At 71.2% G+C, this 23,904-nt stretch carries 18 protein-coding genes and 2 pseudogenes; 10 read left to right on the forward strand and 10 right to left on the reverse strand.

The window, feature by feature from the left end; translation table 11 throughout:
* Nucleotides 1–86 precede the first annotated feature (86 nt).
* Nucleotides 87–5,315, reverse strand: coding sequence for a hypothetical protein (locus tag ACZ4UV_RS33830; protein WP_467843160.1), 5,229 nt, complete (start codon nt 5,313–5,315; stop codon nt 87–89).
* Between the two features lie 147 nt (nt 5,316–5,462).
* Nucleotides 5,463–5,963, reverse strand: a complete 501-nt coding sequence (locus ACZ4UV_RS33835) for a hypothetical protein (RefSeq protein WP_451019406.1) — start codon at nt 5,961–5,963, stop codon at nt 5,463–5,465.
* Nucleotides 5,964–5,999: 36 nt separating this feature from the next.
* Between ACZ4UV_RS33835 and ACZ4UV_RS33840 the strand changes: the two genes are divergently transcribed.
* Nucleotides 6,000–7,403 (forward strand): M1 family metallopeptidase, encoded by a 1,404-nt coding sequence (locus ACZ4UV_RS33840; protein ID WP_467843163.1) that lies wholly within the window; start codon nt 6,000–6,002, stop codon nt 7,401–7,403.
* Here ACZ4UV_RS33840 and ACZ4UV_RS33845 read toward each other — a convergent pair.
* The 4 genes and pseudogenes from ACZ4UV_RS33845 to ACZ4UV_RS33860 form a co-directional block, all read right to left on the reverse strand.
* Nucleotides 7,400–7,924, reverse strand: coding sequence for a GNAT family N-acetyltransferase (locus ACZ4UV_RS33845; RefSeq protein ID WP_467843166.1), 525 nt, complete (start codon nt 7,922–7,924; stop codon nt 7,400–7,402). The genes ACZ4UV_RS33840 and ACZ4UV_RS33845 overlap by 4 nt on opposite strands.
* A 19-nt stretch (nt 7,925–7,943) precedes the next feature.
* Nucleotides 7,944–8,546, reverse strand: a complete 603-nt coding sequence (locus ACZ4UV_RS33850; RefSeq protein WP_467843168.1) for a Uma2 family endonuclease — start codon at nt 8,544–8,546, stop codon at nt 7,944–7,946.
* Nucleotides 8,547–8,595: 49 nt separating this feature from the next.
* Nucleotides 8,596–9,215: pseudogene (locus tag ACZ4UV_RS33855) on the reverse strand (hypothetical protein).
* A 256-nt stretch (nt 9,216–9,471) separates the two neighbouring features.
* Nucleotides 9,472–9,852 carry an ATP-binding protein gene (locus ACZ4UV_RS33860; protein ID WP_467843865.1) on the reverse strand — a complete coding sequence of 127 codons (381 nt, stop codon included), beginning with the start codon at nt 9,850–9,852 and terminating at the stop codon, nt 9,472–9,474.
* 192 nt (nt 9,853–10,044) lie between these two features.
* Between ACZ4UV_RS33860 and ACZ4UV_RS33865 the strand changes: the two are divergent.
* A pseudogene (locus tag ACZ4UV_RS33865) lies at nt 10,045–10,542 on the forward strand (Scr1 family TA system antitoxin-like transcriptional regulator); the annotation flags it as partial.
* Between the two features lie 58 nt (nt 10,543–10,600).
* Here the strand turns inward: ACZ4UV_RS33865 and ACZ4UV_RS33870 are convergent.
* Entirely contained in the window at nt 10,601–11,176 is a 576-nt protein-coding gene (locus ACZ4UV_RS33870; protein ID WP_093501429.1) for a TerD family protein, read from the reverse strand.
* Nucleotides 11,177–11,358: 182 nt separating this feature from the next.
* Here ACZ4UV_RS33870 and arfB point away from each other — a divergent pair, with 182 nt between their 5' ends.
* From arfB to ACZ4UV_RS33895, 5 genes are all read left to right on the forward strand, one after another.
* Entirely contained in the window at nt 11,359–11,787 is a 429-nt protein-coding gene (gene arfB, locus ACZ4UV_RS33875; RefSeq protein WP_451020953.1) for an alternative ribosome rescue aminoacyl-tRNA hydrolase ArfB, read from the forward strand.
* A gap of 660 nt (nt 11,788–12,447) precedes the next feature.
* Nucleotides 12,448–14,892 (forward strand): sensor histidine kinase, encoded by a 2,445-nt coding sequence (locus tag ACZ4UV_RS33880; RefSeq protein ID WP_451020954.1) that lies wholly within the window; start codon nt 12,448–12,450, stop codon nt 14,890–14,892.
* Nucleotides 14,889–15,320 carry a roadblock/LC7 domain-containing protein gene (locus ACZ4UV_RS33885; protein ID WP_451020955.1) on the forward strand — a complete coding sequence of 144 codons (432 nt, stop codon included), beginning with the start codon at nt 14,889–14,891 and terminating at the stop codon, nt 15,318–15,320. The genes ACZ4UV_RS33880 and ACZ4UV_RS33885 overlap by 4 nt, the downstream gene beginning before the upstream one ends.
* Nucleotides 15,317–15,718: a DUF742 domain-containing protein gene (locus ACZ4UV_RS33890; RefSeq protein ID WP_451020956.1), complete on the forward strand. Its 402-nt coding sequence runs from the start codon at nt 15,317–15,319 to the stop codon at nt 15,716–15,718. Before ACZ4UV_RS33885 ends, ACZ4UV_RS33890 begins: the two co-directional genes overlap by 4 nt.
* Entirely contained in the window at nt 15,699–16,298 is a 600-nt protein-coding gene (locus tag ACZ4UV_RS33895; RefSeq protein ID WP_451020957.1) for a GTP-binding protein, read from the forward strand. Before ACZ4UV_RS33890 ends, ACZ4UV_RS33895 begins: the two co-directional genes overlap by 20 nt.
* A gap of 79 nt (nt 16,299–16,377) precedes the next feature.
* Here ACZ4UV_RS33895 and ACZ4UV_RS33900 read toward each other — a convergent pair whose 3' ends face one another.
* Together ACZ4UV_RS33900 and ACZ4UV_RS33905 are read right to left on the reverse strand one after the other, a co-directional pair.
* Nucleotides 16,378–16,842: a GNAT family N-acetyltransferase gene (locus ACZ4UV_RS33900; protein ID WP_451020958.1), complete on the reverse strand. Its 465-nt coding sequence runs from the start codon at nt 16,840–16,842 to the stop codon at nt 16,378–16,380.
* Between the two features lie 65 nt (nt 16,843–16,907).
* Nucleotides 16,908–17,480: a flavin reductase family protein gene (locus ACZ4UV_RS33905; RefSeq protein WP_451020959.1), complete on the reverse strand. Its 573-nt coding sequence runs from the start codon at nt 17,478–17,480 to the stop codon at nt 16,908–16,910.
* A gap of 326 nt (nt 17,481–17,806) precedes the next feature.
* Between ACZ4UV_RS33905 and cdgB the strand changes: the two genes are divergently transcribed.
* From cdgB to ACZ4UV_RS33920, 3 genes are all read left to right on the forward strand, one after another.
* Complete coding sequence (gene cdgB / locus ACZ4UV_RS33910) at nt 17,807–19,474, forward strand: diguanylate cyclase CdgB (RefSeq protein WP_451020960.1); 1,668 nt, start codon at nt 17,807–17,809, stop codon at nt 19,472–19,474.
* Nucleotides 19,475–20,037: 563 nt separating this feature from the next.
* Nucleotides 20,038–21,393 (forward strand): RNA-guided endonuclease IscB, encoded by a 1,356-nt coding sequence (gene iscB / locus ACZ4UV_RS33915; protein WP_467843868.1) that lies wholly within the window; start codon nt 20,038–20,040, stop codon nt 21,391–21,393.
* Nucleotides 21,390–22,331, forward strand: coding sequence for a CBM35 domain-containing protein (locus ACZ4UV_RS33920; protein ID WP_467843177.1), 942 nt, complete (start codon nt 21,390–21,392; stop codon nt 22,329–22,331). The genes iscB and ACZ4UV_RS33920 overlap by 4 nt, the downstream gene beginning before the upstream one ends.
* Nucleotides 22,332–22,902: 571 nt before the next feature.
* Here the strand turns inward: ACZ4UV_RS33920 and ACZ4UV_RS33925 are convergent.
* Nucleotides 22,903–23,832: a 1-phosphofructokinase family hexose kinase gene (locus tag ACZ4UV_RS33925; protein WP_451023379.1), complete on the reverse strand. Its 930-nt coding sequence runs from the start codon at nt 23,830–23,832 to the stop codon at nt 22,903–22,905.
* Nucleotides 23,833–23,904: the final 72 nt, after the last annotated feature.

Raw genomic sequence — 23,904 nt, forward strand, 5'->3', positions numbered from 1 at the left:
GCGCGGGGCCGTGTCGATGTGCGGCTACCGCCGCGTGGGCGCGACCAGCCCCCACCTACCCGCGGCAGGCGCACCGCCCGAGGCACTCAGCTCGCCGGAGGCGCCGACGCCGCCTTCTTCCGCAGGCCCAGATGGTCGTCCGGATCCTGGAGCCGGTCCGGCTGGGCGGCGAGCATGCGGCGGACCGCCGGTTCCGGCATCCGGATCACCACCGGCCGGGGCAGGGTCAGCTCCCGTACGGCGGTGCCGGTACGGCCGGAGCGGACGCGGTTGGCCACCCGCGCCACCACCCGCACGTCCAGCGTGAACTGCACCAGCACCGAAGCGGACTTGGGTTTGTGCAGCGGCATCGAGCCGGACGCGTTCACCGCCGTGTCCGCCGCGCCACCCGCGCCACCGGCGTTGCCCATCATCTGGTTGAGGCGGAACTCGTCGGCGTTGAGCAGTCCCGCGCCCGCGAGGCCGCGTGCCGACCGGCCGTGGTCGGCGGAGCTCAGGCCGTCCGTCTGAGTGGGCCGGGGGGCGTCCAGGTGGCTCTGCCCCACCGTCTCGAAGGTCATCTTGTCGCCGACGCCCAGGACCCGGCCGTCCCGCAGCCGCGCGTGCAGGGACGCCCGCAGGTCCTGGCCCTCCACCCCGGTGGCGTGTACCGGCGGCAGCTCCGCCCCGGCCGAGGTCAGCAGCGGCAGCGCCGCGATCAGCCACTCGGTGGAGACGGCCTCCTGCAGGGTGTACGCGGCGGCCTGGCCCTTGGACCGGAAGCGGTCGCCGCCGCCCGCCTCCCGGACCGCGGAGTTGACCAGCTCCCGTACCTGCGGTGCCCCTTGGAAGCCGTTCACCTGCGCCTCCATCGGCAGCCGCACACCGCCGGAGCGCCAGGTGCCGAGCGCGGCCGGGCGGCCGTCCCCCGGGCCGGGTGCCGGGGCCACCGGCCGGCGGCCGGGCGCGGTCAGCCGGCCGAGGGCGGCGAGGTCCTTGTCCAGGACGCGGTGGGTCAGCGCCTGGCGGCCCAGCGAGACCAGCGCCAGCCGGCGGTCGCCGCGGTGCAGTTCGAGGGTCGCCTCGATCGGCACCCGCATCTTCGACGACTTCGCGGTCTTCGCCTCGGCGACCGTCTTCATGCCGAGCTGCCCGCGGCTCGTCGTGCCGGAGCGCCGGGAGCCGCCCGAGCCGGCGCCGAGCCCCGCCGCACCGCCGGTGCTCTTCAGCTGCCCGGCCCCGCCGTCCGGTTTGCCGGATCCGGCGAAGATCCCCTCCAGGCCGGTCGACACGCCCTCGTCGTGGGTGGCGGACTGCTGGGCGACGGCCGCGGTGATGTACTCCATGTCCCGGCCGTCGTCCGCCGCACCGTCGTAGGCGCCGTCGGCGAGCCGGTTGACCTTGAACACCGCCCAGTACGGGGTCTTGCGGCCGTCGAACAGCTCGACGGTGACCCCGCCGTCCGTCGCGCCGGACAGCAGTCCCGCGCTGCCGTCGCGGTCCAGGACGCGCAGCAGGCGTTGCACGTTGTCGTTGCGGTCGGCCAGTTGCTGCCGGGGCAGCAGGTCGTCGGCGAGGCTCTGCTGTCCGCTCTCCGCGAGCCGGGTGCGCAGCCGGGCCAGCAGCGGCACGAAGTTCGGCAGGTTCTCGACCATGCCGAAGCCGAGGGGGAGCGCACGGGCGAAGGACGGACCGGTGGTGCGCGGCGGCGCCGAGGTCGAGGACCCGGCGGTGTCCGTGGCGCGGGCCTGCTCCCGGCCCTCGCGTTCGGCGCCCGCCCGGGAGCTCTCGGCCGCTCGGGAGTTCTCGGCCGCCCGGGAGTTCTCGGCCGCCCGGGAGTTCTCGGCCGCCCGGGAGTTCTCCGCCGGGCGCTGCCCCGGCTGCCGGGACGACGGCGTCATCGGTGCCGGTTCGGGGTCGAGCTTCAGCTGCCGGCGGATCGCCGCCGGCAGTTGCGCCTCCGTCAGCCACACCGCCGCCTCGGCCGGCAGGGTTCGGGCGGCCGTCGCCACGTAGGGGCCGCCGCCGGTGACCTTGACCTCGGCGACCATGGTGACGAGCAGGTCGCACTGGACCAGGTAGAGCGGCGCCTTCTTCGGGGTGTGGGCGTTGCGCTCGACCGTGCCGGACAGCGCCGCGGACCGGGCGTCGCCCCGGCTCGTGGTGCGGTTCCCGGACAGGCCCTGGCCCAGGCGCCACTCGGCGTCGTTCTCCGAGCCGGTGGCGCCGAACTGCCACGTGCTGGTGGTGCCCTGCCCCTCCTGGCCGGCCGCCTGGTGGCCGCCGAGCACGAAGGTCTCCGTGCCGGGACCCGCGCCCTGGTGCAGGAACTTCGGGTTGGTCAGCGAGAGCCGGGTGCCGACGGCCCCGTTCAGCGCGGCGAGCCGGCGCGGATAGCGCAGGTTCTTGACCACCCACCCGGAGGACGCGGCCTGCCGCAGCGATGCCGTGATGGCCTGCGGCCCGAACCGCTCCTCGATGGCCAGCCGCGGCGCGAGTCCCTCGGTCTGCAGCGCGGGATCCTCGCGGACGCCCTTGTTGCGGGCGGCCGCCTGGGACAGCAGCTGGAAGGCGAGGTCCCGGACGGCCTGGCCGTCGCCGACCGTCTCCACCAGCTGCCAGTCCCGCAGCGGCTGCCCGACCGACGGCCGGGGCACGAGGCCGGCCAGGTCGCCGATGCCCTCGGCGGTGACGGCGTGCTCGGGGCGCGGTGCCTGGGCCCGGCGCCGGCCGCCCACCGCGTCCTGCCGCCGCTTGCCCTCCTCGTCGAGGGTGAACTCGGTCGGCGTGACCAGCCGTACGTCCTGCTCGTCCAGGTGCAGTCCCGCCAGCCGCTTCGCCTCGGGCGTGTCCTGGCCGGGAGAGCCGGGGGTGAGGGCGCGGCCGAGCTTGCGCTGCCGGGAGGTCATGGTGACGTCGACGTCGAGGCGCAGGGCCGCTCCGAAGGTGCTGGCCTTGTCGGAGCCGTTGGTGAGGACGTCGGTGCGGGTGGTGGGGCCGGCCTGGTTGCGGCGGGTGCCGGTGCTGTGCTTCTCGTAGCGGGCCGAGCCGGTCAGGACGCCGGGGACGAGCCTGGCCTGCCCGAGCACCAGACCGCCGATCGAGCGCGAACTGCCGCGTCCGCTCTGCGTGTTGCCGGTGACGCCGGAGTGGCTGCGGACCAGCCAGTCGTCGGTGTCGCCGAGGTAGCCGGTCTCGCGGAGCTGCCCGCGGACGCGGATCTGCACGTCGTGGGAGTGCAGGGTGGTCTTGCGGCGCAGCCGCACCCGGATGCCGGTGGAGGTCAGCTGGTCCTTGTTGACCCGCAGGTTGGTCTCGGACAGGGCGGCCATCAGCTCGCGGTGGTTGCGCCGCTGGAGCGCGGCCTCCTCCTTGCCCGGCGTCGAGGCCACCGCGTCCGTACCGAAGGGGGGCAGGTAGCCGGCCAGCCGGGGATCGGTCGCGAACAGCTCCTGCACGGCCCGGACCATGGGGCGGGTGTCGAGTTGGCTGAGGGCGACGCTGGAGCCCATGGCGCCGAACGGGAGATGCCGCTCGACGTCGGCCTCGTCGCCGTTCTCGTCGGTCCGCTTCGGCTTCTTGATGAACTCCCCGGCCTCGGTGCCGGGCGGCAGCGGCAGCCCGAGCGACTGTGCCTCGTCGGCCCGCAGGCTCATCCACACCCGCATCGAGTGCCGGGCGACCCGGGTCCCGGGGCGCAGGATCATCTCGGCCGAGCGCGGCCCCGTGCCCTCCGCGGTGAACCGGACGGTCGCGAGGTAGAGCACCTTGTCGCCGCGCACCTCCGCGCCCTGGCGGCTGGAGACGGTCTGCTCGGCCACGGTGAACCGCGCCTTGCGGGCCCCCGCGACCGGCATGGCCGTACCCCGCACGACGGCGGCGCTGCCGACCGCTCCGACGCCGATGGCCGGGCCCAGGCCGCCGGTGAGGGCGCGTCCCTTGCCCGCGCTCTCGGTGACCGTGTGCTGGGTCTGCTGATGGGTGCGCAGCTGGGTCCCGCCGGTGCCCCAGGCGGGGGACATGCCGGTGATCTCGGCGTGCAGGCGGTAGCTGCCGGTGCTGCTGCCGTCCTTGGAGGCGAGGTCCTCGCCGGTGACGCCGTCGCGCAGCAGGCGGGGCATGTCCTCCAGGACGGTCGCGGTGGAGGTGGCGTCGTAGAGGCGGGAGCGGCCGGGGGCGCCGGGGGCGGTGAGCGAGGGGTGCAGGACGGAGGCGACCGTGTCGAAGAGCCCGCCGCCGCCCTGGTGCGGGGCGGCGGTGTCGGTGACGGCGACCGGGGCCATGGAGTCGGCGAGCGAGACGCTCCGGGCGGTGTCCGCGTCGACGGCCTGCGGAGCGGCGGGGGCCTGGGTGCCGGCCGGCACCAGGTGTTCGGTGGGCACGCGCTGGGTGAGGGCGCCCGAGCCGTGGAAGGTCTGCGCGTGCTCGGTGCCCTGCTTCCTGATCCGTACGCCGTACCGCACCTTGCGCGGTGCCTCGACGGAGCCCTTCTCGCTGCGCAGCACCCGGGGTTCGGCCACGTTGCGCTGGCTGCGGGACTCCCGGGAGGACTGCCAGGGCTGCGTGTTCACCAGGCCGGCGCCGCCCAGCCAGAGCCCCGGTACGACGGGCGCGAGCCCGAAGGCCATGCCGCCGGCGCCCTTGCTGGAATTGCCGGTCGCGGTGGTCGCGACGGTGGTGGCGGTGTTGTGCTGGACGTCGACCTTGGTGTCCTTGCCCTCGGTGTCGTCCACCGCGGCGAGCGGCGCCCCGTCCGGGTCCGGGACGGTGTTCGCGAGCAGGTCCCCCGGGTGGAAGACGGGCGGCCGGTCGTCGGGGGCGCGGGAGACGGTGACCGTGACGTCGTACCACTCCTTGCCGGTCCTGCCCTTGACGGCGAAGGCGCGGCCCTGCCCGTAGAACGACTCGGGGCGTCCGGCGAGCTCGGCGCCGATCTCGGCGACCGTGCCGTCGCCGTGCCCGACGACGGCGGCCACCGCGTTCCGCACGAACTCGTGCCCGGTCAGGCCGTACGCCGTGGACAGCCCGGCGGCCTGGAAGTCCATCAGGTACGGGGGCAGCACGAGGCCGGGTTCGGTGCGTTCCTCCTCGACGGTGGCCACGGGGGCCACCGGCCTGCCGCGTACCGGCCGGGGCCGCGCGACGCCCTTGCCCTTCGCGTCCCGCAGCGCCAGTGCGGTGCGCGCGTTCCCCGCCTTCCCCTGGAGGGCGAGCATCGCGTGCTCCGTGGGTCCGACGGGCACGGTGGAGCCGATGGGCGTGGCGGTGGCCGGTGTCCGGGAGGCCTCGGGAGAGGCGTCCTTTCCGCTGTCGCCTGCCTGTTGCTGCGTCCGCACGGAGTCAACGTAGGCGCGGCCGGGACCGCCGGAACGCCTTCCGCGGACTCCGGCCCCACTTGTCACTTCCGCCTCGACAGGAGGTCAACTTCCATACACCCGGCGGTCGTTCAACCGGCAGGACGGGCCCGGCGAGGTCCGGGAAGGCTACGACACCCGCGGGAAACGGGCCTGGAGCGTCCAGATCGCCGGATTGTCCGCCAGGTCCTCGTGCATGTCGGTGAGGTCGGCGATCAGGTCGTGGAGGAAGTCCCGTGCCTCCCGGCGCAGTTCGGTGTGGGAGAAGGTGAGGGGCGGCTCCTCGGCCGGCATCCAGTCCGCCTCGATGTCCACCCAGCCGAAGCGGCGCTCGAAGAGCATGCGGTCGGTGGACTCGGTGAAGTCGAGTTCCGCGTGCTGGGGCCGCGCGGCCCGGGAGCCCGCCGGGTCCCGGTCCAGCCGCTCCGCGATGTCGCACAGCGCCCACGCGAAGTCCAGCACCGGCACCCATCCCCAGGCCGTGGACAGTTCCCGGTCCGCCTTGGTGTCCGCGAGGTAGACGTCCCCGCAGAACAGGTCGTGGCGCAGCGCGTGGACGTCCACGCGCCGGTAGTCCGTCTGGGGCGGGTCCGGGAAGCGGTTGGAGAGGGCGTATCCGATGTCGAGCACGTGCCGATGGTGTCATGGCGTCCTACGATCGCGAACGTGCCCCGATCGACCACGAGCGTGCCCCGGCCCCTGCTCGTGCTCACGGCCGCCCTGCTCTGCCTCGCGCCGGCCGCGTGCGACGGCGGCGTCCACGGCACCCCGGGCGGCGCGGGCGTCCGCGACCCGTACTTCCCGAGGGCGGGCAACGGCGGCTACGACGTCGGCCACTACGGCCTGACCCTCGCCTACGACCCCGGCACCCGCCGGCTCACCGGTACGGCCGTCATCACCGCCCGCGCCACGAAGGACCTGACCGCCTTCGACCTCGACCTGAAGGGCCTGGACGTCGACGACGTCACCGTCGAGGGCAGGCGGGCCCGCTGGAACCGCGCGGGTCAGGAGCTGACCGTCCGCCCCCACGACGACCTGGACAAAGGCGAGACCTTCGCCACCACCGTGCGCTACTCGGGCCGCCCGGAGACGCTCACCGACCCCGACGGCTCCGAGGAGGGCTGGCTGCCCACCGCCGACGGCGCGCTGGCCCTCGGCGAGCCCGTCGGCTCGATGGCCTGGTTCCCCGGCAACGACCACCCCTCCGACAAGGCGTCGTACGACATCACGGTCACCGTCCCCGAGGGCCTCCAGGCCGTCTCCAACGGGGAGCTGAAGAGCGAGACGACGAAGGACGGCCGCACGACCTTCGCCTGGCACACCGCCGAACCGATGGCCACCTACCTGGCCACGGTCGCCGTCGGCCACTACACGATCACCCGCACCACCCTCCCCGGCGGCCTGCCGGTGTACACGGCCGTCGACCCCACCCAGGCGGAGGCGAGCCGCGCGGTCCTGGCGAAGCTGCCCGAGATCGTCGCGTGGGAGGCGTACAACTTCGGCCCGTACCCCTTCTCCTCCACCGGAGCCGTCGTCGACCGCCCGGACGACGCGGGCTACGCCCTGGAGACCCAGAACCGCCCCGTCTTCCCCGGCGCCCCCGACACCGCCACGCTCGTCCACGAACTCGCCCACGAGTGGTACGGCGACTCCGTCACTCCGCGGACCTGGCGGGACATGTGGCTCAACGAGGGCTTCGCGACCTACGCCGAGTGGCTGTGGGCCGAGGACCACGGCGGCCGTACCGCCCAGCAGACCTTCGACAGGCTCTACGCGGGCTCCGCCGACAGCGACCTGTGGGCGTTCCCGCCCGCCGAGCCGTCGAGCGCAGCGCACATCTCCGACCGGCCCGTCTACGACCGCGGCGCGATGGTCCTCCAGAAGATCCGCCAGAAGGTCGGCGACGACACCTTCTACGACGTCATCCAGGGCTGGGCGGCCGCCCACCGCCACGGCAACGCGGACACGGCGGAGTTCACGGCGTACGTGGAGAAGACGGCGCCCGGGAAGGACTTCACCGGGATCTGGAAGGACTGGCTGTACGGCGAGGGGAAGCCGTCCCGCCCCTAGGCACCCGCCCCCAGCTCCTTGCGCAGCACGGCACACGGCCGGCCGCGTTGCCGGTCGGGGCGACGGTCGATCACCTCGTACCCGAGGGCGGTCCAGAAGGCGAGCCCCTTCGGGTTGTTCTCCAGTACGGCGAGGCGCACGGCGTCCCTCCCCGCCGTCCGGAACCGCTGTTCGACGTCCTCCGCGATCCGCCGTCCGTACCCCGCTCCCTGCGCCCGCGCGTCCACCATCAGCAGCCCGATCCACGGATCCGGGTCGGCCGGGTCGGGATGCCGGGACAGCGTGACGACCGCCCCGACCAGCCGCCCCTCGGCCCGCGCGAGCAGCACCTCCACGTCCGGGTTCGCCAGCTCGCCGGCCAGCGCGGCGGCCACCTGCTCCGGCCGGATCCCGTCCGGGTCCGGGAAGTCACCGCTGAGCGCGTGGAACTCCCGGTTGGAGGCGTACAGGCCGGTGAGCTCGGTGAGGACCGGCGCCGGGATGTCGTGGTCGGGGGTGAGGGGGACGGGGGCGAGGATCATGCGGGCAACCTATCCGGCCCTACTCACCCGGAGGCGGGTAGCGGGGCAGGCCGTCCGTCGCGATGGTCCAGTCGCCGATGGTGACGTCCTCGCCGTAGACGAAGTCCTTGCGGGTCGCGTAGCGCGGGCCGTCGGGGGTGGGGTGGATGTCGGTGAGGACGGCGCCGGTGCCGGTGCGGGGGTCGAAGATCGCGTAGACGGGGATGCCGATCAGGGGGTAGTCGCGGACCTTGGAGACCCAGTCGTTGTCCGGATTGGAGCGCGAGACGATTTCCACGGCGGCGATGAGCGAGCGGGGATCGAAGGAACCGTCTCCCTCCATCTCCGCATCGCTGATCACCATCACGTCGGGGCGGCGCATGACACCCTCGGGCTCGTCCTCGACATCGGGTTCCCCTGTATGAGCCACCAGTGCGTCCGGCATCACCTTCTCCAGGCGTTGCCGGACGCGCAGCACGGTGAGTTCGTGCGGCTTCGAGGGCGACATCATGTCGAGGACGATCCCTTCCTTGGTGATCTCGAACTTGCCGGGAAGGGTGTCGTCCGTGGAGTGCACGAAGTCCCGCATGGCCCGGTAGAGGTGAGAGGCGCCCTGCCGCGCGTTGTCCGGTGCGATGGTCATGGCGCTCGCTCCTCGTCTGTGCCCAGGGGCAAGGATCGTCGCTTTCATGCTAGGTCTCCTCGGGGAGATCGGTTCGGCAGTCACGGCAGAGTCCGGGTGCCGGGGAGCGGAAGCCTCGGTCGCAGCCGTCGCAGTTGTGGATCCGGGTGGGCGCGGCTGGTGGCGGAGCCGGTGCGCGGAAGGGCGGCGGCGCGGGCAGCCGGTCCGTCAGGCGGTGGGCCAGGAGGGCGGCGGGCCTGTGGATCGGTTCGGCCGGCAGGCCTGCGGTCAGGGCGTGCCGTACGGCGCCGGGGGCGATGTCACGCTCCAGCCAGGCGGCGACTCCCGGGGCCAGATGGTCGGCATCGACGGCCGACAGCAGCAACCGGGAGTCATGGCGGCGGAGGTCCGCGAGCAGGTCCAGGGCCTTCTGGAGGAGCACGGGAAGCGGACCGCCAGGCTCTTGATGTCGACCTGGGCGCCCTTGGGGAGCGACTGGATGTGCACGCCGAGGCCGATGGCCAGCGCCGAGAGGGTGGGGTGCTGGGCGAGGTGGTTGCCGATGACCACGAAGTGGGAGGTGTGGCGGACGTTGTCGTGCATGAGGCCGCCGGACCCCCGGTTCGGGTGCTTCCTGGCGACAACACGGGACTCGGCGCACGAGGGCGCGCTAGGGTTTTTCGTATCCATCGGGAAGGGGCTACTTCCTAGGTGGTCAGGCCCTCGCACTGGGATTGCCGTCCCGGCGGGGGCCGAAGTCTTTCTGCGGTTGTTGCGCTGAGCGTAGGACACGCAACCCGTCCCATATCCAGCCCACTTGGGCATAGTCACTCGCGGGAGTGACTCTGCGCGACGGGCGGGAGGGGTGGGGCTTGGCGGGGTTCTTTCTCGCCGTTTCGTTCCTTTGGTGATGACGTCCCTCGCGACCGAAACCCGCGTTCCCGGGCTACGGCGACACCCCGACCTCTGCCCACACCGTCTTGCGCGGCGACAGTCCCGGTGCCACGCCCCGCTTGTCGGCGAGCGCCGCCACCAGGACCAGGACCAGGCCCCGGCCCGACTCGGCGCCCGGTGCGAGGGGTTGGGTGTGCGGCAGGCGGTCACCGCGGGTGTCCGTGACCTCGATCCGCAGCGTGTCCCCCACGACGTAGAGGAGGAGGCCGAAGTCGCGTCCCGTCACCCGCCCGTGCGTCGCCGCGTTCGCCGCCAGTTCCGCGACGATCTGCCTCGCCGGATCCAGCGGCAGCCCCCACGCTCGCAGTTGTTCGGTGGCGAGCAGACGGGCCAGGCGGGCGCCTCGCGGCGTGGGCGAGAACCGCAGGCTCATGTTGCGGACGGGGGTGGAGATTTCATCGTTCACGTCACTCAGCGTGGCCGGACCTGCATACCGTGAACAGTGACGAGGCCCTTGCGTACGGTGACTGTCCGGCGCTTGTCCGGTGCTGTCCTGGCTGTCGGGAGCGTTCGTACGGGTAGGGGCGGGGGCGCGGGTCCGGGGTACGGCACGAAGGGGCGTGGGATGAGCGTGGACGGCGGCGAGGTGACCGAGCCGGGCTGGGAGGTCGACCCGGACGACGACTGGGGCGTGGCGGTCATCGCGACGGTGGGGCGTCAGCTGAAGCTGCGGCGGGAGGCGGTGGGGATGCGGGCCGCCGAGTTCGGGGAGGCGGTCGGCTACGGGGAGGACATGGTCTACAAGGTGGAGGGCGGGAAGCGGATTCCCCGGCAGGAGTAGCTGAACAGGGCGGACGAGGTGCTGGGTGCGGGCGGGCTGATCTCGGCGACCTGGGAGGACGTGAAAAGGGTCCGGTATCCGAAGAAGGTGCGGGAGCTTGCCAAGTTGGAGGGGCAGGCCGTTGAGATCGGGGCGTACGAGGTCGTCAGCATCAACGGCCTGTTGCAGACTCCCGAGCATGCGCGAGCGCTGTTCGAGGCTTGGCAACCTGCCTACTCGGAGGATGACTTGGAGCGCGTTCTCGCAGCGCGTATGGCTAGGCGATCCATCTTCGAGCGATCAACCAGGAGCCCCCGGCCGCAACCACCCGGCCAGGGGCTCCCGCACAGCGCAGCGCGTGTCAGACGTTGACGCCGAAGTCCTGGGCGATGCCCACGAGGCCGGAGGCGTAACCCTGGCCGACCGCGCGGAACTTCCACTCGGCGCCGTTGCGGTAGAGCTCGCCGAAGACCATGGCCGTCTCCGTCGCCGCGTCCTCGGAGAGGTCGTAGCGGGCGATCTCGGCGCCGCCGGCCTGGTTGACGATGCGGATGTAGGCGTTGCGGACCTGGCCGAAGTTCTGCGAGCGGGTCTCCGCGTCGTAGATCGAGACCGGGAAGACGATCTTGTCGATGTCGGCGGGCAGGGCGGCGAGGTTGACGTTGATCGCCTCGTCGTCGCCGGCGCCCTCGCCCGTGCGGTTGTCGCCGGTGTGGACGATCGTGTTGTCCGGGGTCTGCTTGTTGTTGAAGAAGACGAAGTGGGCGTCGGAGTAGACCTTGCCCTGCGCGTTGACCGCGATGGCCGACGCGTCCAGGTCGAAGTCCGTGCCGGTGGTGGTACGGACGTCCCAGCCGAGGCCCACGGTGACGGCGGTCAGGCCCGGAGCCTCCTTGGTGAGCGAGACGTTGCCACCCTTGGAGAGGCTTACAGCCATGGTCGGGAGTCCTTTCCCTCGTTTCGCGTACGGCCGTGCGGCGTACGGGCTTGAAGCTACAGCTACCGGTATGAACGCCACGAGGGGTACCGAAGGTTCCACCTCGCTTTACTTTCTTTGCCGAACGGGTGATGAACGATATTCGCGTGACGTGCGCCGGTCAGCCGCGCGACCATGGGGACATGTCCGGTCCTTACGTCATCCGCGGCTCCGTCTCGCTCCCCGAGGCCGAGCTCAACTGGCGTTTCTCCCGTTCGTCCGGGCCCGGCGGGCAGCACGTCAACACCAGTGACTCGCAGGTGGAGCTCCGCTTCGACCTCACGAACACGGAGGCGCTGCCGCCGGTCTGGAAGGAGCGGGCACTGGAGCGGCTGGCGGGGAGGCTCGTCGACGGGGCGATCGTCGTACGGGCGTCCGAGCACCGGTCGCAGTGGCGCAACCGCGAAACCGCCGCCGTCCGCCTCGCCGCCCTCCTCGCGGAGGCCACCGCGCCACCGCCCAAGCCGCGGCGGCCGACCCGCATCCCGCGCGGGATCAACGAACGCCGGCTGCGGGAGAAGAAGCAGCGCTCGGAGACCAAGCGCGGGCGCACCGGCCGCGACTGGTCGTAACACCGCCCCTGCGGTCTTCCGGCCGGTCCTTCAGCCGGCATGCGCAGTCGAGAACGAGTCTTTGTTCCCGGTGTTCGGCCACGGGTCGCCGAGCCTGCCACGGACTGCTCGCTGCCGGAATCCGGACCCGCGATGGCGGGCCGGGGCGGCGACGCCTCGCCTGTAGCGGCTGAGCTGCTCAAATCCCGCCGGGTGACTGGTCCGTGGTCCCCACGCGACGACTGCCCGGAGGGCCGGACGGGCATCGGGCGGATCATCGCCCCCTCGGCCATGGCCCCGTCGGTCGCCGTCGGTCGCTGTCGGTCGTTCGCAGTCGCGGTCGGGCGACGGTTCCGGACCGGCCGGCCAGGACTTCGCTCCGCCGTCCGGCGGACCCGGGCGGTGAGGGCAAAACGTTTACGGACTTCGATTGATGTGGCTACTATCTGCCACCAGTCGCCGGAGTTTGGCGATTTTTTCCTCATGGCTGCACCGAACGGTGGGGGGAGTGTCCCTAGGGTGACCGGATTTGGCAGGTTTGGGGGTAGTCGGGCCAGAAGTGGGGCCGTCGAGAACCAGCCATCGGACGCTGCGCCGACGTCAGCTGACCTTCTCTCACAGCCGGTCGGGGCGGCCGGCAGCTCCGGTCGACTGCCCCTGCGTACCGTTCTGATCATCCTCGTGGTCATACCGAGCCTCGCGCTCGCGCCCCTGTGGGGCCTGAGCACGTACCAGCTGGCCACCCGCTGGCAGACGGAGAAGGCCCAGGGCGACCTGAGCGCCTCGCTGGGCCGGCCGTCGTCCGTCCTCTTCCAGTCCCTCGACGAGGAGCGGCGGCTCACCGCGGAGATGCTGGCCGACCCCGGCCCCGCCACCCGCGGCAGGCTGGTCGCCGCGCGTGCGGCGACCGACAAGGCGGTGACCGGCTTCCGCCCGGTGGCGGACGAGAGCACCTCGCACGGGCAGCAGGGTCTCGGCACGGCCCTGTCCGGCACCGTGCGCGTTCTCGGCCGGCTCGCCGCGCAGCGCAAGGCGGTGGACACCGGGTCGGCCGGCCAGAAGGCGGCGTTCGACTACTACGGCGGCGCCATGGACTCGCTGATCGACGTCTTCACCGCGCTCGGCCGCCGGAGCAACGCCGAAGTCGCCCTGCTGGCGAACACCCTGGTCGACCTCAACGGCGCCATCGACAGGATCGGACGCGAGGACGCCCTGCTCGGGCGTAACTGGCAGACCGGGCATCTGCAGGTCGGTGAATACGACGTGTTCGTCGATGCCGTCGGCGCTCAGGAGTACCTGCTCCAGCGGGTCTCCCTCGGCCTCACCGGTGCCGAACTGGACGCGTACAAGAAGATGACGTCCACCACGTCGTGGGAGACCCAGCACAGCCTGGAGGAGCAGGTCATCGTCGCCGGCCCTCACCACTCGCAGGGTGAGCTGGAGCTCGGCCGGATCCACACCCAATGGCGCGCCTCGTTGGACGCCAACCGCCCGCGGCTGCTGAATCTGGTCCGGGTCCGGGTCGCGCACCTCGACAAGGTCTCCGCCGACAGCGTCAGCCGGCTCCAGTGGACCCTGGTCGTCGTCAGCGCCGCCGGCCTGCTCGCCGTGATCCTGGTCGTCCTCGCCAGCTGGCGTCTCACCGTCCTGCTGCGCCGGCGCATCCACGCCCTGCGCGAGGAAGCCGCGGAACTCCAGCAGCGGCTGCCCGACGTGGTGTCCCGGCTGGAGCGCGGCGAGGACGTCGACGTGGACCGCGAGGTCCGGCTGGTCGAGCCCACCCCCGACGAGCTCGGTGAGCTCGGGCGCGCCCTGAACGCGGCCAGCCGCAGCGCGGTGGCCACCGCCGTGCGGCAGGCCGAACAGCACCGCGGCTTCGAGCGGTTGCTCCAGCGGATCGCCCGGCGCACCCAGATCCTCATCGGCCTCCAGCTGCGCAAGCTGGACGAGCTGGAACGCAGGCACGAGGATCCCGAGGTGCTGGAGGGCCTGTTCGACCTGGACCACCTCACCGCCCGGTTGCGCCGCTACGAGGAGAACCTGGTCATCCTCGGCGGCGGCCAGCCGCAGCGCCGCTGGCGCAAGCCGGTCCGGCTGCTCGACGTGCTGCGCGCCGCGCAGGGCGAGGTGCAGGACTACCGCCGGATCACGATCGACGTCGAGGACGAGCCGTGGGTGTCCGAGCGGGCGGTGGGCACGCTCGTGCACATCCTGGCGGAGCTGATGGAGAACGCCGCCGCCTTCTCCAAGCCACCGACCCCGGTCGAGGTACGGGCCGCGAGGGTCGGCCGGGGCGTCGCGGTCGAGATCGAGGACCGCGGCCTGGGCATGGAACCCGAGCACTACGCCGCCGCCAACGCCCTGATGGAGGCGCCGCCGCAGCTCGACGTGATGACCCAGGCCGACGACGTACGGCTCGGCCTGTACGTGGTCGCCCGGCTGTCGGCGGGGCTGGGCCTGCGGGTGGAGCTGCGGCCGTCCGCCTTCGGCGGCACCCGGGTGGTCGTGCTGCTGCCGGAACAGGTGGTGGTGGAAGAGCCCCGCACGGCACCCCAGCCGGTCGCACTCCCCGCGGAGGTCCTGCCGCACCTGCCCGGTCCGCGGCCACACCCGCACGACGCCGGTGCCGGACCACGGGCGCCGTACGAGGGCGGGCGGTTGCCCACCCGCGCCAGGGGACACGCGATGGCGAACGTCACCGCCCCCGCGCTCCGGCCTCCGGACGAGGACGAGGCATCCCCGGCCGCGCCGACCGCGGCGCGGCCGCTGCCCCAGCGGGTCCGCCAGGCCAGCCTGGCACCCGAACTCCAGATCCCGGCGGAACCGGAGGGGCCGGCGGAACCGGATGAGCCGGATCTCTGGACGTCCCCCGACCGGCCCGGCCGGTCCGGGGCCACGATCGGCGCGTTCCAGCGTCAGTCCCGGCTGGCCCGCGGCGGCGACTCGGACGACGGCACCGGTGACAGGGGCGGTGGCGCAGCCGGTCACGACATCGGCCGCGGTTACGGCCACGGCAGCGGCGACAACGACGGCAGCGGTGACGGTACCGGCTCCGGCGAAGGCAGCGGTGAAGGGCCCGCCTCGCCCGACCGGACCGGCTCTCCTAGGACGGATGATCGAGAATGACGCAGCGTACGACGGCCACCGACGCGGATCTGGACTGGCTTCTGGACGGCCTGGTCGACCAGGTCACGGGCACCCGGCACGCCATCCTGCTGTCGGACGACGGCCTGGTGATGAGCCGTTCGCGGACCATCGACCGCTCGGACGCCGAGCGGCTCGCCGCGATCGCCACCGGCCAGCAGAGCCTCGCCCGCGGCGCCGGGCAGCTCTTCGGCGGCGGCCCGGTGCACCAGGTCATCGTCGAGATGGCCGGTATGTGGCTGTTCGTGATCTCCGCGGGCCGCGGCACCCACCTGGCGGTGACCGCCTCCCAGGAGGTCGACGCCGAGTTGATGAGCGTCGCGATGCACACCCTGGTCCAGCAGGTCGGCCGGCGGCTGGGCACCGACACGCGTACCCCGCTACCCGATGACGCGGGGAGAGCCGGATGAGGCACTGGACCGAGGGGTTCGACGACGACGACGCCGACGAGCAACTGGTCCGTCCCTACACGATCACCAGCGGGCGCACGACCCCCGAGCGGGCGGATCTGACGCTGATCACGCTGGTGACGACGCTCCCCGAGGTCACCACGCAGGCGGCGCTCGCGGTGCGCAGGATGCAGCCGGAGCACCGTACGATCCTCGGGCTCTGCCGGGATTCCAAGGCAGTGGTGGAAGTCGCCGCCAAGCTCGGTCTCCCGGTGTCGTTGACCAAGATCCTCATCGGCGATCTGGTCGACTCCGGCTACATGTGGGCCCGTTCGCCGCAGCCGCTCACCCGGGCCGACGGCCTTCCGGACATGACTACCACCCTCGAGGCGGTGAGAGATGGACTACGCAAGCTCTGACCACACGGCGGCCCTTGCGGACACCGCTCCCCTGGCGGTGAAGATCCTGGTCGCAGGCGGGTTCGGCGTCGGGAAGACGACTCTGGTCGGCGCGGTGAGCGAGGTCGCCCCGCTGCACACCGAGGAGTACCTGACCCGGGCCGGCGTCGGAGTGGACGACCTGGAGGGGGTGAACGGCAAGTTCACCACCACCGTCGCGCTGGACTTCGGGCGGATCACCATCAGCGACGACCTCGTGGTCTACCTGTTCGGCACCCCCGGCCAGGAGCGCTTCTGGTTCATGTGGAACGACCTGGTCAACGGCGCGATGGGCGCGGTGGTCCTGGTCGACACCCGACGGCTGGAGGTGAGCTTCGCCTCGATCGACTTCTTCGAGAGCCGCGGCATCCCCTTCGTCGTCGGCGTCAACTGCTTCCACGGGGTCCGCGACCGGACCGCGGAGGAGATCCGCGCGGCACTCGCCCTCGATCCCCAGGTGCCGCTGGTGCTCTGCGACGCCCGCGACCGGGCGGACGGCCGCGATGTGCTGCTGGCGCTCGTCGACCACCTGATGGCCGGTCACTCCGCCGCGTCCGCGTAGCCAGCTCCGGAGACCGAGTGGGCGGTCCACCCGCCCCGCCGGCAGGCCGCCGGGCGGCAGCGGGCTTCACCCGCCCCGCTCAGAGGGCCAGCACCCCCACCGGCTGGTCGCCGCTGACCTCGCCGGTCTTCCGGAAACCCAGCCGCAGGTAGAACGCCTCGGGGCCGTCGGGGCCCGCATGCCAGGTGACGTACATCTCCTTGCCGCCCCGGCGGCGGAGCTCCGCGGCCACCGACTCCACCGCGAACCGGCCGTAGCCCCTGCCCTGCTCCGCCGCGTCGATGGTGAGGCGCCACAGGCCGGAGCGGAAGAGGGTGCCGTCGGCGCGCCAGTCGATGTCGAGGAAGGCCATCAGGAAGCCGACCGTGCGGTCTGCGTCGACGATCAGGCGCGGCCAGGCGACCCCGGCCGGATGGACGTACGCCTCGGCGAGGGACACGGCGACCGGCTCGACGTTGTGTTCCTGGCCGGGCCGGACGCGAATGCGGAGTGCCGCCGCCAAATTCGCGGTGGTCACTTCTTCGAGGCGGAGCGGAGAAGACATCCGCGCACTCTAGAAGGGCCGTTCGGCAACTGCCCACGGAATTTACGGAAACGGACCGCGCGGTTTCATCCCAGCTGGCGGTAGCGGCCCCGGAAATACATCAGCGGTCCGCCTTCCGCGCTCGGCAGTTCGGCGGTGAGGACGCGGCCGATGACGAGGGTGTGGTCGCCGGCCGCGACGCGCTGTTCGGTGCGGCACTCCAGCGTGGCGAGGGCGCCGCCGACCAGCGGGGCGCCGCTGGCCCGGCCGCGGACGTACGGGATGTCCTCGAAGAGCAGCCGGTCGCTGATGCGGCCCTTCATCGCGAACCGGCCGGCGATGTGCCGCTGGCTCTCGGTGAGCACGGAGACCGCCCACCGCGGCTGTTCGTCGAGAAGGTCGTCCATCCGGGAGCCCTCACGCAGGCTGACCAGCACCAATGGCGGGTCCAGGGACACCGACATGAACGCGGTGGCGGTCATGCCGACGTCCTCGCCGGCCGGCGCCAGCGGGTCGTCCGGGTCCAGTGACGGCTCCTGCGCGGTCACCAGGACCACGCCGGCGGCCAGCCGGGACAGGGCGGCCTTGAACGCTTCGTTGCTCACCCCCACAGCATGCCCGGTGGCTTCTGCGGCGGCGGGGGAGGGAGTCTTCAGCACGCCGGAAACGCTAGTGTCGGACCCGGTGCGGCCACATCGGCCATCGGCCCGAGCCGGGTCCTAGGACCAAGGGCGGGGTGTGCTGCGGTGAAAGGCCGTAACGTGCATCATGTGCGCACACCCACAAAGGCTGTGTTCAGTAAACACACAGGGAAAACGCAGAAACTCCACGCAATTGTTCACGTTCTCCTGTGACTTGAGTCACAAGGGGCGTTAATTGTTGACCCTGTGTACCGAGTGGGCAGCGCGCTGTGATTCAGTGGCGGGGAAAAGTAGCGCCGAAGCAGACCCTTGATTCGCTGCGAGGTCTCGGGGGGAGGGCGAGCATGGAGACCGAGTCGGAGCCCTACGTCCGTCTTGCGTCCCTGCGACAGCTGCACCAGGTCATGGCCGACATGAACACGGCCCGCAGCCTGGCGGACACACTGCAGACCGTCGCCGACGGCGTCATCACCGCCCTCAACTACGAGATGGCCTGCATCAACCTGGTACGCCCCGCCGAGGGTGACCTCGTGGTCGCCGCCTTCTCCGGGAACTCCGCCGCCGAGGCCCTGATCACCGGCCGGGTCGGCTCCCGCGAGTCCTGGGAGCGGCGGCTGAACATGGGCGAGAAGTGGGGCGACCTCGTCTTCATACCGCACACCGAGGGCTGGGTCCTCGACGACGACGACGTCCCGCAGTGGTACACCGACGGCCCCGCGCCGCGGTTCGAGGACGAGTGGCACCCCTCCGACCGGCTCTTCGCCCCCATGTACACGCCCGGCGTCTCGGGCAGCTCCTGCGGCGAACTGCTCGGCGTGATCTCCGTCGACCGCCCGCGTAACGGCCGGCACCCCGGCGCCTGGGGCCGCGAGGCGCTGCAGATGTACGCCTTCCAGGCCGCGATCGCGATCAGCAACGCCCGGCTGCGCGCCAACATGCAGCGCGCCCTGGTCCGCCTGGAGCGCGAGCAGCAGGCGCTGCGGGCCAGCGAGGAGAGCTTCCGGCAGGCCTTCGAGTACGCCCCCTCCGGCATGGCGATAGCGGAGATGGGCGGCGACCAGCACGGCCGAATACTGCGCAGCAACGACGCCCTGTGCCGCCTCCTGGGCCGCCCCGCCTCCGCGATGCGCCGCTACTCCTTCTCCGACCTGGTCCACCCCGAGGACATCGGCACCCTGCTCCGTACCTCCGCCGAGGGCGGCCGCGCCGAACTCCGCCTGGGCCGCCGTGACGGCACCTACGTCTGGGTCTCGCTGCGGAACTCCGTCGTCGCCGACGCCGCCGACGGCCCCCGCTTCCTCCTCACCCACGTCGAGGACATAGAGGAACGCAAGCGCCGCGAGCTCCAGCTCGCCCACCGCGCCTCCCACGACTCCCTCACCGGCCTCCCGAACTCGGCGGAGCTGCGCTCCCGCCTCTCCTCCCGGCTCTGCCGGCGCGCCGGACACGCCGGCGAGCTGGAATCCCTGGACGCGGCCTACGGCCACCCCGCCTACGACGCCAACGGCCACGGCTTCGACTTCGCCGGCACGGCGGGCGGAACACAGTCGTACGACGGTGGCTACGACCACCACGTGCACACCGTCGCCCCCGAGGAGGGCCGCGACGACGGCGCCAAGGGGCTCGCGGTGCTCTTCTGCGACCTCGACGGCTTCAAGTCGATCAACGACCGGTTCGGCCACAACGCGGGCGACGCCGTCCTCATCGAGGTGGCCCGCAGGCTCACCCGGGGCGTCCGGGACGGCGACACCGTGGCCCGCCTCGGCGGCGACGAGTTCGTGATCCTCGCCGACGGCCTCGGCAAGGCCGACGCCCAGGACCTGGCCGTACGCCTGCGCAACGAGATCATCCAGCCGATCCGCGCCGAGGGCCGGGCCGTGCGGGTGGGCGCCAGCTTCGGCATCGGGTGGGCGCACTGCGGCATGACGGCGGACGAAGTCCTGAAATCCGCCGACGAGCGGATGTACGTAGAGAAACGATCTCGTCCCAAACAGCATCGGCGGGCTGGTTAACTCCCGGTTTAAGACCGCGTGAGCTGCGAACCTGCCTCCCGTGTCACTGCTGGCAGGTACGCTCGTCTGTAATGAGGAGTACCAAGGGGTCACTCGCTCCACTGCCGGACGGCTGAAGCCCGTCGCCGATTGCGCGGCGGGTTCTGAGTGACCAGCCCGAGCCATCCGATAAGGGGGTGACCTTGATGGCTACGTTCCGTGCAGGTGTGCCGACCGACCAGTCCGTGCTTCCTCAGCGGCCTGCTCTGGAACCTGTACCTGCAGACACCTCTGGGAGCAGGGACGAAACGGGGTACAGGGCCTTGCCCGCTTAGGGCAGGGGAACCGGTACGGGACATGGGCGAGGGGATACCCGCACGCGCTCACCTCTGCGTGCGGGAGTCACAGCGCACTCACTGTTGGGTGCGGGAGCATGCGCTGTCGGTGACGACGGCACCTTCAACAAGGACCACCTGATGCAGGATGACGAGGCACTGGGCATACCCGGGCTGCGTGAGCGGCTGCCGAGGGCCGGTGCGGGCGCCCCCAGGGTGTTCGTACTTGACCGCAGGGGACGCCCCTTGATGCCCTGCCATCCAGCACGGGCTCGTGAGTTGCTGCGGAAGGGCCGGGCAGCGGTAGCTAGGTATACACCGTTCACCATCCGCATCAAGGACCGTCTCCTTAATGACTCGGAGGTGAGTGGCGTCGCTATTCGGCTCGATCCCGGGTCGAAGGTGACGGGCATCGCAGTGACGGATGACATCACACGCCCGTCCGTCGGCAGTGGTGAAGCCACTGTTCTTCGGCGGGGTTTGTATGCCGTGGAACTGCAGCACCGGGGCCCTGCCATCAAGGCGAGCATGGAACAGCGCGCAAGCCACCGGAGGCGACGTCGGGTGGCCAACACACACTACCGCGCCCCGCGCTTCGACAACCGCCGTCGGAGTCGCGGTTGGTTGCCTCCGTCGTTGCAGCACAGGGTCGATACAACCTGGTCGCAGGTGGAGCGTCTCTCACGGCTTGCCCCGCTGACCGAAGTCCACATCGAGCGGGTCGCTTTTGATACGCATGCGATGTCGGCTGGGCGAGAGCTGACCGGAGTCGAGTACCAGCAGGGAACGCTTGCTGGGTATGAGCTGCGGAATTACCTGCTTGAGAAGTGGGGACGGCGTTGCGCCTACTGCGGTAGGAGTGGCGTCCCCTTGCAGGTTGAGCACATTCAGCCCAAGTCCAGCGGTGGCACGAACCGTGTCTCGAACCTCACGTTGTCCTGTGAGTCTTGCAACCAGGCCAAGGCGTCCCGGCCGGTCGAGGAGTTCTTGAAGGGGCGACCTAAGGCTGTCGTACATGTTGAGCAGCAGGCCAAGGCTCCCTTGCGTAATGCGGCAGTGATGAATGCCACACGGTGGCAGCTTGCTGAGCGGCTTCACGACCTCGGCCACCCGGTTTCCTGTTGGTCCGGGGGGATGACCAAGTACAATCGGACGCGGTGCGGACTGGGCAAGACGCATGCGCTTGACGCACTGGCGGTCGGCGAGATGGGACCCGGCTGCCACATCGCGCGCTACCCGTCGCATGTACTGGTCGCAACTGCTACCGGACGTGGCGGCTACGCGCGCACCCGCACCGACAAGTATGGCTTCCCACGGCTGGCACTGCCCAGGATCAAGAGCCATCACGGGTTTCAGACAGGTGATCTGGTGCGTGCCGTCGTGCCGTCGGGGAAGAAGGTCGGCACGCATGTGGGCCGAGTCGCAGTTCGAGCGTCAGGGCGCTTCAACATCCGCACTCGACGAGGCGTTGTACAGGGTATTGGCTCTCAGCATGTAAGCCTGCTCCAGCGTGCGGATGGCTACGGCTATTCGGTCCGCGTAGAGGAGCGGAGTGCCCAACCCGCGGCCCGAGCCGCCGGTGTCTACACAGGAGGAGTTCGATGACGTCCGCCGACAACGGCGCGAGCACGCCCGAGGACGACGACCCGTTCGGCTACCTCTATGCCGATGGTCAGGCCAGAGGGGCCCAGCCGCCGTCCGGCTCCGGTGGCTACGGCTACCCGCATCAGGTCAGCAGGGTGCGCTCGGTCGGCGAGCGTACGTACGGCGGCCAGCAGCAGGCACCGCAGCCGCAGTACGGCGGCCAGACCATCCCGCAGCAGCCCGGCGCCGGCTACGGCCAGCAGCCGAACGCGGCCTACCAGGCCCCGGAGACCTTCCCGGGCGGCGCCCCGACCACCCGCACGCCGATGCCGCCCGCGGGCCGCGGCCGCGGCCCCAACACCAAGGGCCTCCTCATCGGCGCCGTCGCGGTCGTCGCCGCCGTCGTCATCGGCATCAGCGTCGCGATGATGAACGGCAACGGGGACGACGACAAGGCGAGCAGCGGCGCCTCCACCTCCCCGAACCAGTCGCAGAGCGTTTCACCTTCGCCGTCCAGCACGAGTTCGGTGTCGGCCGCGGGTGAACTGCCGAAGACAGATGCCAAGGCGCTGCGCCTGGAGGGCGGGACCACCACGGCTTCCGAGTTCAAGGGCGCCAAGGCCGACGGCGGCATTTACGTGACAGGCTTCAACCAGGTCGGGGCCAAGGTCACCTGGACAGTCGACGGAATTCAAAAGGCCGGCACCTACAGGCTGTACGTACGCTATGGCGTCCCCGGCTCGGACGCCGACGCGACCCTGCTGGTCAACGGCGAGGCCAACTCCCAGCCGCTGAACATGAAGAACTTCGGCAACACTCCCGCAGGCGACTGGGAGAAGGGCTGGAAGACCACGTGGGCCAACGTCAGCCTGAACCAGGGCACCAACACGATTGCCGTCGCCTGCAACGACGGCAACCAGTGCAACGCCGTCCTGGACCAGCTCTACCTCACTAAGTAGCGACCGACTTCGCGTTGCCGACGCCGCCAGATCACTCGACGCGGTCCGCCACGCACTGTTCGATAGCCGTCGGAGCAGTTGGCGCCCGACGGCTATCGAACAGTGCGTGGCGGTCGCCGCCGTGGCTCAAATGCGTCCGCCTTCGACGCAGAGGATGGCTACCCAACCCGTCTTACCGTCCCACTTCACCTTGACCCAGTCGTTGCCGGAAGGGCCTCCCGACCAGCACGTGTATGAGCCGCCGTTGTTGTCTCGCGTGCACGGGGTCGTAGTGCAGGGAACTCTGGCGTTAGGGTCAGTAATCGTGTGGACCACGGTCGAAGAGGTGCTGGCGTTGCTTCGGATGTTGAAGTAATGACCATCGGTCATCCAGACGCCTGCTTGATCGGCCGACGCGGTAGAGCTCAAGGAGACGACGAGTCCCATGGAGGCCAAGCACAGAGCAGCGAGTCGCCTGATGGTCGACGATTTACGCATGTATTCCCTTAGCGACAGGTAGATCTTTGGTCGCTGGCGATCATATGTTCTAAGAATTGGTCTTTGTCGACGGATGTCGGCCATAGTTGCTTGGTTAAGCCGCGCCGGCATCCCTGGTTACGGCAACCCGGCCAAGCAGCTTCTCGTAGGTCCCCCGGTCGAACTCGCCCGCCGCCGCGGCCCGAACCGTCGCTGCCGACAAGGCCACCGCGCGGGTCAGGCGGTCCGGCCAGGGGAGGTGTTCGACGAGGCCCGACAGCAGGCCGGCGACCGCCGAGTCGCCTGCGCCGGTCGGGTTGCCGTGTTCTCGGGTGGGTGGGGTGGCGCGCCAGCGACCCTCCGGGGTGAGCGCCAGCAGGCCCTGGGCGCCCAGGGAGGCGACCACCGCGCGGGCGCCGCGGCGGCGGGCGTCCTGGGTGGCGCGGGCCGGGTCGTGGGAGCCGGTGAGTTCGGCCAGTTCGTCGGCGTTCGGCTTGACCAGGTCGGGGCGGGCCGCGACCCCGCGTCGCAGTGGCTCTCCGCTGGTGTCGAGGAGGACGGGGACGGCGGCGGACCGCGCGGTCTTTATCAGCCCGGCGTACGCCCCTACCGGAACCCCGGGCGGCAGGCTGCCGCACAGCGCCACCGCCGAGGCGCCGGTGAGCAGTTCCTCGTAGCGGTCGAGGAAGGCACCCCACTCCGCGGGCGCTATCTGCGGGCCGGGTTCGTTCAACTGGGTCGTGTCACCCGTCAGTTCGTCCACGACGGCGATGGTCCGGCGGGTCGCCCCGGCGACCGGCAGCAGCGCGTCCACCACTCCCGGCGTCTCCGCGAGGTGCTCCCGCACGGCCCGCCCGGTGGCCCCGCCCGCCAGCCCGGTCACCGTCGTCTCGTGCCCGAGCGCGGCCAGTACCCGGGCCACGTTCACCCCCTTGCCGCCCGGCCGTTCGGTCACGGCGGAGACGCGGTGCGAGGTGTGCGGGCGCAGGGCGCCGACCCGGTAGGTGATGTCCAGAGCGGTGTTCAGCGTGACGGTGAGGATCACCGGGCGACCTCCCTCGTGTATGCCCGTGTCATCGGTTGGGGGGCCTCGATCATGCCAAAGAGACGGCGACCG

It is taken from the genome of Streptomyces sp. NPDC028289, assembly GCF_055565975.1.